The organism is Spirosoma sp. KUDC1026 (genome assembly GCF_013375035.1).
Lineage (GTDB): Bacteria > Bacteroidota > Bacteroidia > Cytophagales > Spirosomataceae > Spirosoma.
In genome coordinates, this window is the sequence record NZ_CP056032.1 from 3,555,406 (window position 1) to 3,570,031 (window position 14,626).

The following is a 14,626-nucleotide window of genomic DNA, read 5'->3' on the forward strand; positions in this document are numbered from 1 at the left end:
AATCAATAAACGGCTTCATGGCTACCCGTTGCAGACTCGTCTACCAATGTATGGCTGGTTGCTCGTCTTTGTGGGAAATGAAGCTGGAGGTGCGTTCCGGAATCCTGTCGGATGGTTAGCCGCCCGTTGAGTTGGCGGGCCAGTCCCCGGATCATCGTCAGTCCCAGCGTATTGCTGTTCAGCACGTCGAAATCGGTTGGCAGGCCCACGCCATCGTCGCTGACCGACAACTGATACGTTTGGTTCTCGTTGACATGCAGTTCCAGTCGAATTTGTCCTTTTCGCTGCTGGGGAAAGGCATATTTGAGCGCGTTCGTGACGGCTTCGTTGATAATCAGCCCAAGCGGTACGGCCAGCGATACGTCCAGCCCCACCGGCGTTACGTCGGTGACGATGCTTACCGAGCTGTCTGCCGCCAGGGCTTCCGCAAGGTAGCGGGCAATTTCGTCAATAAACTCGGTCATGTTGACCAGCGACCGGTTTTCGGACTGGTAAAGCTTCTGATGAATCAGTCCGATCGCGTAGATTTTGTTTCGGCTATTTTCGATCGCCAGCAGGGCACTGGGATCGTCCAGATAATCGGCCTGGGCACTGAGCATACTGCTGATAATTTGCAGGTTATTCTTCACCCGGTGGTGAATCTCTTTCAGCATCCATTCCTTTTCGGCAATGAGATGCTCTTTTTCAACCAGCAGTTTCTCCAGCACCTGATTTTTCTGGCTGATTTCAAGCTGTTTGGCTTCCAGCAACTGGTTGGTCCGTTGCTTGAGCCGATAGCGGTTGTAACTCAGACTAAGCAGTAGCAACAGGAGGACACAACCGGCTATGATGCTGTTCCGCTGCAAATCCTTTGACTGGATGCTGGCCTGCTGCAACTGATTTTTTCGGGTCAGCAGAGCGATGTCCTGTTCCTGCTGGCGCGTCTGGTACTGCGCGTCGAGCTGGGCAATTTGCTGGCTTTTTTTCTCGTTGAAAATCGAATCGCTGAGAGCTTTGTAGGTCTGGTAATGAACAATAGCCGCCTGGTAGTTCTGCTGCGCCGAGTCGAGCCTAAACAATTGCAGATAAACACTAGCCGTGCCTCGTTTATAACCCACCTGCTTCAACAGCCCCAGTGCCCGGTTCAGATACCGACGTGCTTTGTCGTACTGCTTCACGGTGCTGTAAAACGTGCCTACTTTCATGTACCCTGAAATGGTCGGTTCGTCGGGGGCCAGCTCACCCGAATGGGCTGCCATCATTTTCTGGTAGTACGTTTCAGCCAACGGGTATTGCTTGAGCGCCAGGTAACAATCGCCCAGAGTCATACAGGCTCCATAGCGTTCCGAACGACTGGCGGGCGGATACTGTCGTAAAAAATTCTGGTAAAAGCGCAGGGCAGAAGCGGGACTTTGGTGGGTAATCAGTGAACTGGTAAGTTGATACGCGATAAACTGGAGCATCGACCGGTTCTTTAACTGACTGAAAAAGAGCAGGGACTTCTGGTAACAGGGGACGGCCTTCGTCCATTGCTGTAGTTCGTCGTACAAGATTCCCAGGTTGTAATAAAAGCTTCCCAGATACAGGCTGTCTTTTTGCTGAACGGCCAGGTCAACCGTCATGAGTTCGTATTTCAGCGCCTTATCGTACCGACTCTGAACGTGGTAAGCCGAACTGAGCAGATCGTAAGTGTACTGAAGCTGCGAATACCCGATTGATCGGTAGAGTCGGAGTACGGCAAATAACTCCTGCTCGGCCCGCGCCGGGTTGCCCTGTGCCGCGTGCATATCGGCTACGTTTTTGAGCATATAGGCCTGTTTGTCGGTCTGCCCCGCTTGCCGAAACAACTCCATAGACCGCTCGTAATACATCACTTTCTTGACCAGCCCGGCCGGAGTGCGGTCGTAGAGCTGCCCCAGAAAATAGCAGGTTACCGCCTGTTGAGCGCGGTTGCCCTGCCGAATGTAATACGCCAGTACGCCCTGAAGAAGGGTTTCAGCTTGTTGTCGGTCGCCAGCAAGCCTCGCCAGGCGACCCAGTGCACACTGGCTACGTATCTGACCAGCCGTAAACTGAAGCGATACGCTCAGGTGGTCAGCCTGCTGGCTGTACGTATAGGCGTTGCCCAGTGGTTCATCCAGTTCCTCATGGCGGGTAATTAGGTCTGCGCTTAGGGCCAGCAGAATATTGACGCGCTGCGTATCCACCTGCCTGTGCAGCAGCGCCCGTTGCAGACTGTCGACCGCCCGGCGGCCAAGCATTGGGTACAGCGGTTCCCCAAAGGCTATTGCCTGCGTTAATAACCAACAAATACACAACGCTACCAGGCGTTTCATGGACGAACGGAGAAGTGTCTAACGCAAATTCGCGCAAATGCTCCGCAGTTGACGAGTGTTCCTGGAAAACTCCGCTTAATGTACCGCAGAATCATCATTTCGTACCGATACAAGCGCACCGGTACGCCTTACTTTTGACTTCATTCCTCGACTTGTGCCATTACTGGCGATTTTCTCTTCGTACTGATGCATCCATTGGAAACGGTAATTCTGCTCCTTGTTTTCGTACTTGGGCTAGCGATGCTGGCCCGGCGCATTCACCTGGTTTTCCCGATCCTGCTGACGGTAGGCGGCCTGGTGATCGGCCTTGTACCGGGCTTACCCCAGGTGGTTCTCGACCCGTCGGTGGTACTGCTTGTATTCCTGCCGCCGGTGCTGTATAGTGCCGCCTGGTACACAAACTGGAGCGACTTCCGGCGCTATGCTGAACCTGTCATCGTGCTGGCTTTGGGGCTGGTGCTGGTAACCAGTCTCGGCGTTGCGTGGCTGGCTCACGCCATCATTCCGGGTTTCACTATCGCGATGGGTTTGCTGCTGGGAGCTATTGTGTCGCCCTCGGATGCTGTTGCCGCCACGGCGATCATGAAGACGCAGTCGGTACCCCGAAAGATTGTCACGATTCTGGAAGGGGAAAGCCTGGTAAATGATGCGTCCGCGCTGGTACTTTTACAACTCGCACTGGCTGCGGTGAGTACGGGAGCATTTTCTCTCGGACACGCCCTGCTGGAGTTTGTGTTGCTGTCTGGGGGTGGTATTGGCGTAGGGCTGGTCGTGGGCTTTGTTTCGTACTGCATTCATAGACACGCCAAACTGGAACCGGGGCTCGAAACAATACTGACGTTTGTGACGGCCTACCTGGCGTATCTGGTGGCCGAACACCTGCACCTGAGTGGCGTGCTGAGCGTTGTGACGGCGGGTTTGTTTATCGGGCATAAGCAATCGCGGATACACAGCCCAATTGTACGGATGCAGGCGGTGGCCGTCTGGGATTTTGTCATCGTGTTGCTGAACGGACTAATCTTTATCCTGATTGGCCTGCAACTGCCACATGTAGTGAGCGCCATTAAAGGCGAATCCACCAACCATCTTCTGGCCTACGGCATTGGTATCAGCCTGACGGTGGTCATTATCCGGTTTGGGTTCATTTTCATGGCCGATACACTCTCCAACCAGGTCCGAAAATTAGTGCATTTACCGCCGATCTTCCCGTCTCGCCGATACACTACCTTGCTGGCTTACATCAGTATGCGGGGGATTGTGTCGCTGGCAGCCGTACTCTCCATCCCCGAACACCTGCCCAATGGGAGCCCATTTCCGGGGCGCAACCTGATTCTTTTCATCACCTTCTGCGTTATTCTGTTCACGCTGGTGGTACAGGGCGTATTGCTGCCGGTTGTTATTCGGGCGCTGGCGTTCGGACAGCAACCCACCGATTATCTATCCCGGCATGAGGTACGGAAACAGCTTTCCCAACGGGCACTGAGGCAGGTACAGCAACTAGTTTGCCAGGAAAAACTGACGGGAGCAGCCGTGCAGGTGATCGTTGCCCAGCACCAGATGCGGGCGAAAGAACTGGCGCATATGGAAACGGCAGCCCTACTGGACCAGCATCAGCTCAATCAGAAACTGATGCTGACTGGAATTCAGGCGCAGCGTGACGAACTGATCAACCTGCGGGACCGGCAACAGATCGACGTCGAATTGTTTCATGAACTGGAAAACGAACTGGACCGGGAGGAGATCCAGTGGCATCCCGTAGGCTGAAGACCTGTCAGCCTGCCTATGAAATTCGGTCCGTTTTTCGGTGCTGATCGAAATCCAACTGGATACACACGCCTGATTCCTGATGCGAACGTATCTGTAGGCGGCCCCCAATCTGATGGCTCAGGCCCTGAATCATAGTCAGCCCCAGCGTTGTACTTTGGGCGGGGTTAAACCCAGTCGGTAGCCCCACGCCATTATCTTCAATAAGAAGTCGGCAGGTCTCTTCGTCCAAGGGCTGAAGGCTTACCCAGATAATACGGGGCTGGAGAGTCCTAGCTTCAGGGAATGCATACTTCAGCGAATTGGTGACGGCTTCGTTGATAATCAGGCCAATCGGCGTGGCCAGGTTAACGTCCAGCTGAACAGGGAAAACGTCCAAGACGGTTTGAACAGCTGGCTGGTGACTGAAGGATTCTAGCAGATAATCAACAACTTCGCTTACATAGTCAACCATGCTGACCCGGGCCAGGTGGTCGGACTGGTACAGGCGCTGGTGGATCAACGCCATGGCCTGTACCCGATTCTGGCTCTCCCGGATAGCGGCCAGGGCCGTAGTATCGTGGAGATAGTCGGACTGGGCGCTCAAAAGGCTGCTAATGATCTGGAGGTTATTTTTGACCCGGTGGTGAATCTCTTTCAGCATCCACTCTTTCTCTTCCAGTAATTCTTCTTTCTCGACCACCATATGTTCCAGCGACTGGTTTTTCTGGTCGATCTCTCGCTGCTTGGCCTCCAGCAGTTGATTGCTACGTTGCTTAAGCCGGTACCGGTTATAGCTAACTCCCAACAAACCCGCCAGTAAAAGGGCACCTATCAGGATGGCATTTCGTGTGGTTTCGGCCCGTTTCAGCGCCGACTGCTGGAGTTCACTCTGCTTGGTCAACAGGGCAATGTTCTGTTCCTTCGCCCGGGTATCGTACTGAATCTGTAACTGCGTGAGTTGTTTGCTCCTGGCTTCGTTGAAAAGCGAGTCGTTAAAGGTTTTATAATGGCGCAGATGATCGATAGCCGAGAGGTAACTGCCCTGCGCAGAATCTACTTTAAATAGCATTAGATGAATATCCCGAAGTGTTGACAGGGCTTCTTTCTGGGGTAGAATCGTCAAGGCTTTCGTCAGGTAATACCCCGCTTCTTTGTATTTGTGTTGCTTTACATAAAACGCCCCAATATCCTCCCGAACCCGTAACGACTGCTCAAAATCAAGGTTGTTTTTCTCATACCGTAGCAGCGCTTCCTGGTAATAACGCTCTGCCAATCCGTAGTTCTGTAAGGCATCGTAGCAGTAGGCGAAGTTCTGGGCTACGCAGGCTTTTTGGATAAGCGTATTTGTCGGAATCTCCGCGACCAGCTCTTTCAGAAACCGAAGGGCTTCCTGCGGTTGTTGCTGCGCGATCAATTCTTTGGCAATCATGCCCGCTGCGTTGAACAGAGCAAAATTCGGTAACCCCTCCCGACGCCAGACGACAAGCGATTTTTTGTACCAGTCGATGCTTTTCTGATGATTGCCGGCTACTTCGTACACCTGCGCCAGATCGCCGTAAAAAGCGGCTGCCGAGGCTGTGTCGGCTGTTCGTTTCATCGTCTCCACGCACAATAGTCCGTACATCAGGCCCTCGTTCAGATCTCCTTTTAGCCGCCCGATGATCGATAAGAGGTTGTAGGTGTAATGGAGCTTAGGATAACGGATGGCTTTGTATCGCTTCAAAACGTGCAACAGCTCCGACTCGGCCGTTGTCAGCTTGCCTTCGTACAGATGAGTAATCCCTATTTCCTTTAGGGCGTTGATCTCGTCGATCGGTTTATGTATCGACCGGTATAATGCGGCTACCAGGCGAAAGTTGGCCAGTACGATAGTCGAATCCGGGGCGTAATTACGTAGCCATATACCGAACTTAGATCGGGCAATCGCTTCGCCCTCTTTATCTCCCGAACGCTGGCAGTTGGTAATCAACGTTGAAAATCGCGCCCGTCCGGAAGCCGTATCACCACCTTCCAGATCGGCGACGATAGATAAACTTTCCGTTTCGTGCTGCCGGGTTAGTAGATGCAGTGAGTCGCTTAGTTTTCTAGCCTGGCGCAGGTATATCCGGCTGCTATCCAGGTCCGCCTTCGTTTCGCCAGGTTTGTAAATATGAAACTTACTCAGCTCCAGTAAAATGGAAATTCGTTTCTCGTCGGGGCGGCTTTGTCGCAAGTCAGCGAGAAGACGGTTTACCTGCTGCCGGTTTATGTTTTGTCCGCCAGCGGCCAGGGTATACAGCAGCAACCCGAACAATAAACAGGTTCGGGCAAACCCGGAAAACAATACCGGTAGGATCGACGATTGACCAACGGGTTTATACACCTGACTGCACATGTAGACAAAGAGACATCCGGAAAGCCAGCAGCGGGTAACGCTCTGTTAACTATAGCGTATCAGACAAATATAAGCCGGTAAACGACGTAGTCGGCGCTCCTGAATGGTTATGATTGATACAGCCAGCGAGCCACCAGCCGGACATAGCGGGGCATAATTACAAATGTCATCAGGCCAACAATAATTAGGCTGGTCAGGAATGCTCTGATCAATGGAATCGCCAGAAAGGGGAGGGAGAGCGTAAGTGGAGCGAGAAGCTGTGGAATCAGGAATGAGAGTGGAAAAATGGCCGACAACGTAATCAGAAACTGCTTGTAAGGCGGAGCCACTTTGTGGCTCCGGGGCGGGGTAAACCAGAATTCAAGTCCAGTCCTGATGTCAATTTTCTCGGCCTCGTTCAGCATAGGGCGCACCTTGTCTATCAGTTGTTTACGTGTGTCGGATTCCAGCCAGTCGCGCAGGTTAGCTTCCGAATCAAAATGCAGCACAATGGTGTATTCGTCGTTCTGCCCGTGCGGACGGATCACGTTCACGCCCCGGTGGCCCGTTGCCGCCTGGGCCTGCGGCACGATCTCCCGTAACCAGTTTTCGTAAGCCTGAACCTGCTGTTTATAAGGCCGCTGGACAATGATGGTTGTTACGGCACTGTTGGTGTTGATTGAAATGCTCGGGGCCATGTAAGCGCGCTGGTTAGTATTCGTAGCTGGTCAGGTCGCAGTCGAGTTCGGCCCGGTTCCAGTGGGCGGTCGTGACGGCGGCATCGTAGGTCGTCTGCAGAAACGCCAGTAACTGCGACTCTGGGTCGGCGGCCTGGCGAACTACTTCGTACGGCAGGATAAACTCGCCCATGTTGGGATGGAAATAAGCCCCTGCCGGTTCGACACGCTGCTGTCCAAAATCAGCCGGAGTGGGGTAGCAGTAAGAATAGAAGGCGGCTTCGGGAAACTGTTCGTTGCCCGGCCAGAAACCCACCGAGCTGACTTCGTGCGAATACGCTTCCTGCATAACCCGGGTCGACATATTAGGCGCTCCTCCCGGATGCAGCGGTGCCCGGCGGCCCGAAAAACGCGTAACAGCCAGATCGAAACTGCCCCAGAAAAAATGAACGGGACTGCACTTGCCCGTATAACCCGCCCGGAACCGCATGAAAACAGGATACATACTGACAATGGCCTGCCAGAAGCGCTCCACCATCACCGCATCATACGACTGGTGCAGGTGATCCTCGGCAAAAGGAATGACGTTGGGTAGTTCGTTAGGTGTGTCGTGAATGGTAATGTCGATGCCCACCTGCTGGAGCGAAGCCATCACGTCGACGTAGAAGTTAGCTACCGACCGGGGGTAAAGACCGACGTCGACCCGTTGCCCAGTACTGGTACTGATATGCAACTGATGGCTCACAAAGTCGAAATCGAGTTGAAATACTCCTCGTTCGTAAGGAATGCTACTGCTCGTCAGCCCCCTTGGCGATACGTACAGAGTAACGTGCCAGGAGTGGTTGATCCAGGGCGTTTGCCGGAGCCGGATTTTGCCCACGATCTGGGTCCAGAGGTGCAGCGTTTCTAGCGTCTGGTTCCAGTCGGCATAGGGTAGGGCAGGCCAGCGTTCCGGGATACGTGTGTTGGTTGTCATAACGAGTTGAATCAGTGGTTGACAGGGACTTCAATCAGCTGGAAACGGGCGTCGTTCCGTCCGACTTGATTAAGCAATTTGAATGACCAGCCGTTTACCCGGCGCAATATCCTGATTCCAGGCCGTTGCTACGTCGGCCAGTGGACGGACGTCCGTGTCGAGTATCAGGCCACCGGTTGTTGCCAGTTGAAACAGGTCGGGTAGGATGTCGGTGTTCATCTGCCGAAACGCATCCGCCGACAGACTCCCCAAACCAGACCCAAGTATTTCGATTGCCGAGCTACGCAGGCTTCCCGACGAGAGGCCGATGGTCTCGCCGGCCATACTGCCTACCGTGACAATCCGAACCGGATGGGTAAACTGATTAATACCCCCGCTCATCAGTGCCTTGAGCAACATTTCCATCGGATGCCCCCACAGGTAATCAATTACGACGTCGACGGGCGTGGCAGCATGAGCGGCTTTGAGCTGATGGATAAGCGACTCATCGTCCTGCCGAAGCGAAATAATTTCGTCGGCCCCCAGCGTTTTCAGCTTTTCGAGCGATTCTGCATTCCGTCCCGTGACAATAACCCGGTTGGCTCCGTAGTAGCGGGCCAGTTGAACCGCTACCTGGCCCGTTACGCCCGTCGCACCGTTGATGAGCACCACCATACCAGCTTTCAGCTGTGCTCGGTGCAACAGGGCCAGCGCAGCCCCCATAACGGCGTTGGGCAGTGCGGCCGCTGTCGCATCGGATAGAGTATCGGGAATGGGCACGAGATTCGCCAGTGACACCAGCGCTTTTTCGGCCAGCATACCAGAAAGGCCGGTTGCGTACACGCGCCGACCATCGTCTAGCAAACCCACTCCGTCGATCCCGACCACGGTCGGCAACTGCTGATGACTGGCGTAATGTTTGCCACTGGCCCGCGCTTTGTCGAGGTTTTTGACCGCTGCGGCTTTTACCCGGAGCAGCAGCTGACCCTCCTGCGGAACCGGATCCGGAAAGTCTTCGTAGCGGGGTTCCTCACCCAGTTGATGTAATACGGCAGCTTTCATAACAGCGACTCTATGTGGGCTAATACGTCTGTACGAGAGTAAAAAGAGGGTGTAGTGAATGGGTCGTTTATAAAGAGGGTTGTTTCATTTGAAGCAGGCTGGCCGTTGGCTTTCCGGAGGTATCACAGCGGGTTATCAGGATGCCTTTCAGGCTGGACCGGATCGCGCAGACGATCATGTCGCCTGTTTCTGGCGCGTTGCCCCTGACCCGATACAGTTCAACGATATCGAACTCGTCGGCGCTGAACGTACCGGCTGAACACGTCAACTGGTTTGCATCCAGCCGGAAAATAGTAAGAAAGCCCTGCTGGTGTAGGGCGTTAACAACCTGAGAAACGGTGAGGAAAGAAGCCTGCTCCATGAAACGTAGGTTGAGGTTGATACAAATTAATCAATACGATTGGCCAGGAAGGCGGCTACCTCGGCCAGCCGATTGGAAAAGCCCCACTCGTTGTCGTACCAGGCAGCTACCGATAGGAGTTTTCCTTCCTTGGCCGTCAATGGTAGATCGACGATCGATGAGTGGGGGTCGGCCACAATGCGGGACGATGCCCATTGGTCTTCCAGCACGTCCAGTACGCCCTTCAATGGGCCATCTGCTGCGGCCTGCCGGAAGGCGTCGTTGACTTCCTCCACCGTACAGTCCCGCTCCGTAATCAGGTTTAGTTCGGCGATGCTGCCCGTGCGGGTTGGCACGCGGTAGGCTTTGCCGGTGATTTTGAGATCTTTCCAGATAAACTGGAGTGCACGGGCCGCCCCCGACGAGGATGGAATGATGTTTTCGGCCGCGGCCCACGAATCCCGTCGGTCTTTCATGGGTTGATCTGTCAGCGACTGCGTATTGGTGTATGAATGCACCGTCGAGAAGAGACCGTACTGAACCCCGAAGTTTTCCAGAACGACCTTCACAACCGCGGCCAGCGCGTTGGTAGTGCAACTGCCCATACTGACGATATGGTGATTGGTCGGATCGAACGTATCCAGGTTGATGCCTTTCAGCAGCACCGCATCGCAGTCGTCCAGGCTTTTGCTGGGCGCGCTGACAAGCACGTAGCGAGCCCCCCGATCTAAGTGCACCTGTGCCCCGGCGCGGGTAGTTGCCCGCCCTGTACAGTCGATAACCAGATCGACGCCCAGCGCGCCCCAGTCGGGGACTTCCTTCGCCGAATTGTAATACGCCAGCTCTCGATCGCCAATGGTCAGTTTACCCTCACTGCCCGACACCGGCTCCGGCCAGCGACCGTAATTGGTATCAACCGCGAAGAGAGCTGCCAGCGTGGATTCGTCCCGAATGTCGGCAATGGCAGTCGGAACAAATAGCTGCTGCTGTAAACCAATGCGTAGAAACTGCCGCCCGATGCGGCCAAAGCCATACAAACCGATGGTTACCATTGAATTATGGGTTTTTGACTATGAGTGAATTGACTTGTTTGCTTTCGTCCCGACTGATGATATGGCCCCGGTTAAGGTAAATCATTTCGGTAACGGTGCTCATATACAGGGCAGCGTTAGCAAAACTTTAGTGGCTGTTGGTAGCGGCTGCCCGCCGGTGACTATCCGTTCTGAATGCATCCGTACAATGAGATTCGGTAGTCAGATAAGAGGACATCAGCCATATATCAGTGTACTGATCCGGATGGCGCCGAAACTGGGCGTGGACGTACGGACAAAGTTATTTTGATGGGTGACTATCAAACAGTCAGCTACGTAGTCTTCAGAATGGGTAATGCTTTCTCAATTCTAGTCCGCGAAGCCTCATACTGTTTCGGGAGTTTAAGGTGGCTACCCAGTTCAGCAAGCGGCTCATCGACCGTAAAACCCGGATTGTCAGTGGCAATCTCGAACAGAACGCCCCCCGGTTCGCGGAAGTAGAGCGAATAAAAATAGTCGCGGTCGATCTTGGGTGTGATCTGTAACCCGCTGCTCTGAATCTTCTCCCGGAACTCCATTTGAATCGTATCATCGGCCACCCGGAACGCGACGTGGTGGTTTGTACCGGCGGCATTACGCCCCATTTCACTGGTTGGCTCTTCCAGCAGATCAACAATCGCTGCTTCGGGTACGGTATCGGTCTGGAACCGGTAGCGGTTGCCTTCCTGCGCTAATAGCCGGTACCCGAAGATGTCGGTCAGCACCCGGGCGGTAGCGTCAATCTTCTGTAATGTCAACGTTACACTATGAAAACCACGGGTGGCCATATCCTGCTTAATAGCATCGGTTTCCCAGACGGAGCGGCCATCGGGCTGCCTGGGCACAATAAGCGTCATGGCCAGTCCGTCGGGGTCCGTGAACGGCAGATATTGTTCTCCGAACCGTTCGCCGGGTTCGTCCATTGATACGCGCGCTTCCCGAAACCGACTAGTCCAGTTATCCAGACTATCGGCCGGAACTGAATAGCCAATTTCGGTCGCCATACCGGTCCCGTTACGTCCGGGGCCGATACCTTCCCAAGGAAAGAAGGTCAGGATGGTTCCGGGAGTACCTTCTTCGTTGCCGTAATAAAAATGGTACGTGGTTGGGTCATCGAAATTAACCGTCTTCTTAACCATCCGCAGCCCCAATACGTGAGTATAAAAACCGTAGTTGCGCTGGGCGTTGTTAGCGATAGCGGTGATGTGATGAAGACCCAGAATGGACTGATTCATATTAAGAAAGGTAAATGGGAAAATGAGTAACCACGTATTAGATGATGTTTATGCAGATAATAAAGCCTGACCAGCCCATTCCCGACGTTTGTTCGGGAATGGGCTGGTCAGGCTTTATTTTTTACCGACGTTGGTGGCTGCTTCGATGATGAAAGTCGCTACTTTTTCAGGCTGAGCCAGCATGGCTACATGGCTTGTAGGTAGCTCCAACGTTGTTGCATTGAGCTTTTTGGCCAGTAACCGTTCCAGATTCGGATTAATCATGCGATCGTTAACGGCCACGATGTACCAGGACGGCTTGTCTTTCCAGGCGGCTTTAGTGATCTTTTCCTGCAAGGCCGAAAAAGCCTGCGGACCCTGGGTCGCCAGAATCAGCTGCTGCTCGGACTTGGGTAAATCCTGCGCGAAATCCTCATAAATACCCTTGGGTGACATGCTGACGAAGCCGTATGCATCCGGGCGGATCTGGTCGTTGCCGGGCGTGGCCGGAGCCGTCTGTACCAGTTCCAGGAAGGATTGTCCTTCGTCGGGCGCGGCTGCCGCTACGTATACCAGCCCAGCCACTTTTTCGTGGTTGCCCGCTTCGGTAATGACCACGCCCCCCCACGAATGACCCACCAGCAAAACTGGCCCATTCTGCAGCTCAATAGCACGTTTCGTGGCCGCTACGTCATCACCGAGGGAGGTCAGCGGGTTTTGCACAGCCAGTACGTTGAAACCTTTGGCCTCCAGCAACGGAATTACTTTCGACCAGCTTGATCCATCGGCCCATGTACCGTGAACCAGTACTATATTTTTTATTCCCTTGGCTGTTGCCTGCGCCATGGTTTCGTCGGTTTCTAGGAGTGTCATGATCAACGAAGCTAATAAGCTGATAAATACACTTGTTGTCGATTTCATGATGCAGATGTTGTTTGAGTACGGTAACAGGATCTATGATTTTCAACACCCTGTTACCGCGCTGAAAGCTGTGTTATACGTCTGATTTGATGAACGCCAGCAGGTCCGCGTTGATGGTCGCGGCTTCCGTAGTCGGCATGCCATGCGGAAAGCCTGGATACGTAATCAGACGACCGTTTTTGAGAAGTTTAATAGCTTTGCGGGCCGTAATATCGATGGGCACAATCTGGTCATCTTCCCCGTGCAGGACCAGTACGGGTACGTCGATACTTTTGAGATCTTCGGTAAGATCAGTCTCCGAAAAGGCTTTGATCCCGTAATAATGCGCGTTGATGCCGCCCATCATCCCCTGGCGCCACCAGTTGTCCTGAACGCCCTGTAGAGGTGTAGCACCGGTCCGGTTATAGCCATAGAAGGGTATAGTAAACTCGTTGAAATACTGTGGTCGCCGGGTCGCCGTACCCTCCCGGATCTCATCGAACACCGACATCGGGACCCCGTCGGGATTCGAGTCGCGCGCTACCATCAGGGGGGTAACTGCACTGATCAACACCGCTTTGGCAACCCGACCCTGTCCGTATTTAGCCACGTAACGCGCTACCTCTCCGCCCCCCGTCGAGTGCCCAATGTGAATGGCATCTTTCAGGTCGAGGAATTCGACCAGCTCGGCGGCATCGGCGGCATAGGTATCGATATCGTGGCCGTCGGTCGTTTGTGTCGAGCGGCCGTGCCCCCGTCGGTCATGGGCTACTACCCGATAGCCCTGATTCAGGAAAAATATCATCTGGGCGTCCCAGTCGTCGCAGGACAACGGCCAGCCATGATGAAAAACTACGGGTTGACCCGTGCCCCAGTCTTTGTAATAGATTTCGGTACCGTCTTTAAGCGTTAGCGTAGGCATACTTGTAGCGTTTTGCTGGTTAAAGAAGCTCACATCGACGTAGATTCGCTGCGAATTATCAAGACAAAGTTGACGTGAAGTCGCCTATTAGGAGCGGTATCAATCGCGGGTAATGCGGTACTTTAAGCGGTTTTTGTCAGGAGAAAGGCTGCGAGCAGGTAGAGGTAAGGATTACCTAAACTCAAAAACAAAAGCCCTGTTAGCTGGACACTAGTGGTAAAAAAGAAAAGGCCACCATAAGGCGGCCCTTCGGATTTATGTACTTAAAAATCAGGCGAATCCGTATGAGTTGGACTGCCCGCCGTCGACAGCGATCGTTTGACCGCTTACGTAGCTGCAGTCTTCGCTGAGCAGGAAAACGACTAGTTTACCAACTTCCTCCGGTAAGCCAAGGCGCTTGGTGGGGTTAAACTGGGCATACTCAGATTCCGCTTTCTTAGGGTCGGCCGGATTGATCTGATTAAAGGCCTCGGCGACCATGGGCGTTAGGATAGCACCCGGCGCGATTGCGTTGGTAACAATGCCGTCTTTACCATATTCGAGAGCCGCATTTTTGGTCATCCCAGATACGGCGTGCTTGGTAGCAACGTAGGGCGTCTGATTCATTACGCCACGGATACCACCCACCGAGGCTACGTTTACGATCCGGCCGTGCTGTTGTTGCTGCATCACCGGAATGACGTAACGCAGGCCGAAATAAGCACCCATTAGGTTGATGTCGATCACTTTTTTAAACACATCCAGATCGTAGCTGGTCAGCGGTGCCTGCCGACCTTCGATGCCCGCGTTATTGTAAAAACCGTCGATCCGACCAAAAGCGTTTACGGTTTCGTCTACGTAATTCTTCACAGCGGCTTCGTCGGATACATCCGCTACAATAGCAATCACTTCCAGATCCGGATAGTGTGCTTTTAAACCATCCGCTGCTTTCTGTAACGAATCAGCGTTGTAATCGACTAGTGCCAGCTTGGCCCCATTCTTCGCGGCTTGTTCTGCCGTTGCGTATCCCAGCCCCATAGCAGCGCCGGTGATTACGACAACTTTGTCTTTCAGGCTTCCCATTTTATTTACT

General features: G+C 53.6%; 12 protein-coding genes. 1 reads left to right on the top strand and 11 read right to left on the bottom strand.

Annotated features, from left to right (window positions below):
* Positions 1 to 2: 2 nt before the first annotated feature.
* On the bottom strand, positions 3 to 2,315 hold the full coding sequence (locus HU175_RS14885; RefSeq protein WP_176567346.1) for a histidine kinase dimerization/phosphoacceptor domain -containing protein: 2,313 nt from the start codon (positions 2,313 to 2,315) through the stop codon (positions 3 to 5).
* A 186-nt stretch (positions 2,316 to 2,501) separates the two neighbouring features.
* Here HU175_RS14885 and HU175_RS14890 point away from each other — a divergent pair, with 186 nt between their 5' ends.
* Positions 2,502 to 4,079, top strand: coding sequence for a Na+/H+ antiporter (locus HU175_RS14890; protein ID WP_176567347.1), 1,578 nt, complete (start codon positions 2,502 to 2,504; stop codon positions 4,077 to 4,079).
* 16 nt (positions 4,080 to 4,095) lie between these two features.
* Here the strand turns inward: HU175_RS14890 and HU175_RS14895 are convergent, their stop codons facing one another.
* From HU175_RS14895 to HU175_RS14940, 10 genes are all read right to left on the bottom strand, one after another.
* Positions 4,096 to 6,435: a histidine kinase dimerization/phosphoacceptor domain -containing protein gene (locus HU175_RS14895; protein WP_176567348.1), complete on the bottom strand. Its 2,340-nt coding sequence runs from the start codon at positions 6,433 to 6,435 to the stop codon at positions 4,096 to 4,098.
* A gap of 107 nt (positions 6,436 to 6,542) precedes the next feature.
* A complete protein-coding gene (locus HU175_RS14900) occupies positions 6,543 to 7,112 on the bottom strand; it encodes an antibiotic biosynthesis monooxygenase (RefSeq protein WP_176567349.1) in 570 nt (189 codons plus the stop codon).
* Between the two features lie 13 nt (positions 7,113 to 7,125).
* The gene (locus HU175_RS14905; RefSeq protein WP_176567350.1) at positions 7,126 to 8,067 is read right to left on the bottom strand and encodes a DUF5996 family protein; all 942 of its coding nucleotides are present in this window, start codon (positions 8,065 to 8,067) and stop codon (positions 7,126 to 7,128) included.
* A 69-nt stretch (positions 8,068 to 8,136) separates the two neighbouring features.
* Positions 8,137 to 9,108: a zinc-binding alcohol dehydrogenase family protein gene (locus HU175_RS14910; protein WP_176567351.1), complete on the bottom strand. Its 972-nt coding sequence runs from the start codon at positions 9,106 to 9,108 to the stop codon at positions 8,137 to 8,139.
* Positions 9,109 to 9,175: 67 nt separating this feature from the next.
* Entirely contained in the window at positions 9,176 to 9,469 is a 294-nt protein-coding gene (locus tag HU175_RS14915) for a hypothetical protein (RefSeq protein WP_176567352.1), read from the bottom strand.
* A gap of 26 nt (positions 9,470 to 9,495) precedes the next feature.
* Entirely contained in the window at positions 9,496 to 10,500 is a 1,005-nt protein-coding gene (locus HU175_RS14920; protein ID WP_176567353.1) for a type I glyceraldehyde-3-phosphate dehydrogenase, read from the bottom strand.
* A gap of 311 nt (positions 10,501 to 10,811) precedes the next feature.
* Positions 10,812 to 11,753: a ring-cleaving dioxygenase gene (locus tag HU175_RS14925; RefSeq protein WP_176567354.1), complete on the bottom strand. Its 942-nt coding sequence runs from the start codon at positions 11,751 to 11,753 to the stop codon at positions 10,812 to 10,814.
* 114 nt (positions 11,754 to 11,867) lie between these two features.
* Positions 11,868 to 12,605, bottom strand: a complete 738-nt coding sequence (locus tag HU175_RS14930) for an alpha/beta hydrolase (protein ID WP_228724172.1) — start codon at positions 12,603 to 12,605, stop codon at positions 11,868 to 11,870.
* Positions 12,606 to 12,726: 121 nt separating this feature from the next.
* Entirely contained in the window at positions 12,727 to 13,554 is an 828-nt protein-coding gene (locus HU175_RS14935; protein WP_176567356.1) for an alpha/beta fold hydrolase, read from the bottom strand.
* Positions 13,555 to 13,824: 270 nt separating this feature from the next.
* Complete coding sequence (locus HU175_RS14940) at positions 13,825 to 14,616, bottom strand: glucose 1-dehydrogenase (protein ID WP_176567357.1); 792 nt, start codon at positions 14,614 to 14,616, stop codon at positions 13,825 to 13,827.
* Between the last annotated feature and the right edge of the window lie 10 nt (positions 14,617 to 14,626).

What these genes read in the sequence shown, in the direction of transcription:
- HU175_RS14935 (WP_176567356.1), bottom strand. Translation starts at nt 13,554, where the DNA reads ATGCCTACGCTAACGCTTAAAGACGGTACCGAAATCTATTACAAAGAC.
- HU175_RS14885 (WP_176567346.1), bottom strand. Translation starts at nt 2,315, where the DNA reads ATGAAACGCCTGGTAGCGTTGTGTATTTGTTGGTTATTAACGCAGGCA.
- HU175_RS14890 (WP_176567347.1), top strand. Translation starts at nt 2,502, where the DNA reads ATGCATCCATTGGAAACGGTAATTCTGCTCCTTGTTTTCGTACTTGGG.
- HU175_RS14940 (WP_176567357.1), bottom strand. Translation starts at nt 14,616, where the DNA reads ATGGGAAGCCTGAAAGACAAAGTTGTCGTAATCACCGGCGCTGCTATG.
- HU175_RS14920 (WP_176567353.1), bottom strand. Translation starts at nt 10,500, where the DNA reads ATGGTAACCATCGGTTTGTATGGCTTTGGCCGCATCGGGCGGCAGTTT.
- HU175_RS14915 (WP_176567352.1), bottom strand. Translation starts at nt 9,469, where the DNA reads ATGGAGCAGGCTTCTTTCCTCACCGTTTCTCAGGTTGTTAACGCCCTA.
- HU175_RS14925 (WP_176567354.1), bottom strand. Translation starts at nt 11,753, where the DNA reads ATGAATCAGTCCATTCTGGGTCTTCATCACATCACCGCTATCGCTAAC.
- HU175_RS14895 (WP_176567348.1), bottom strand. Translation starts at nt 6,435, where the DNA reads ATGTGCAGTCAGGTGTATAAACCCGTTGGTCAATCGTCGATCCTACCG.
- HU175_RS14930 (WP_228724172.1), bottom strand. Translation starts at nt 12,605, where the DNA reads ATGACACTCCTAGAAACCGACGAAACCATGGCGCAGGCAACAGCCAAG.
- HU175_RS14910 (WP_176567351.1), bottom strand. Translation starts at nt 9,108, where the DNA reads ATGAAAGCTGCCGTATTACATCAACTGGGTGAGGAACCCCGCTACGAA.
- HU175_RS14905 (WP_176567350.1), bottom strand. Translation starts at nt 8,067, where the DNA reads ATGACAACCAACACACGTATCCCGGAACGCTGGCCTGCCCTACCCTAT.
- HU175_RS14900 (WP_176567349.1), bottom strand. Translation starts at nt 7,112, where the DNA reads ATGGCCCCGAGCATTTCAATCAACACCAACAGTGCCGTAACAACCATC.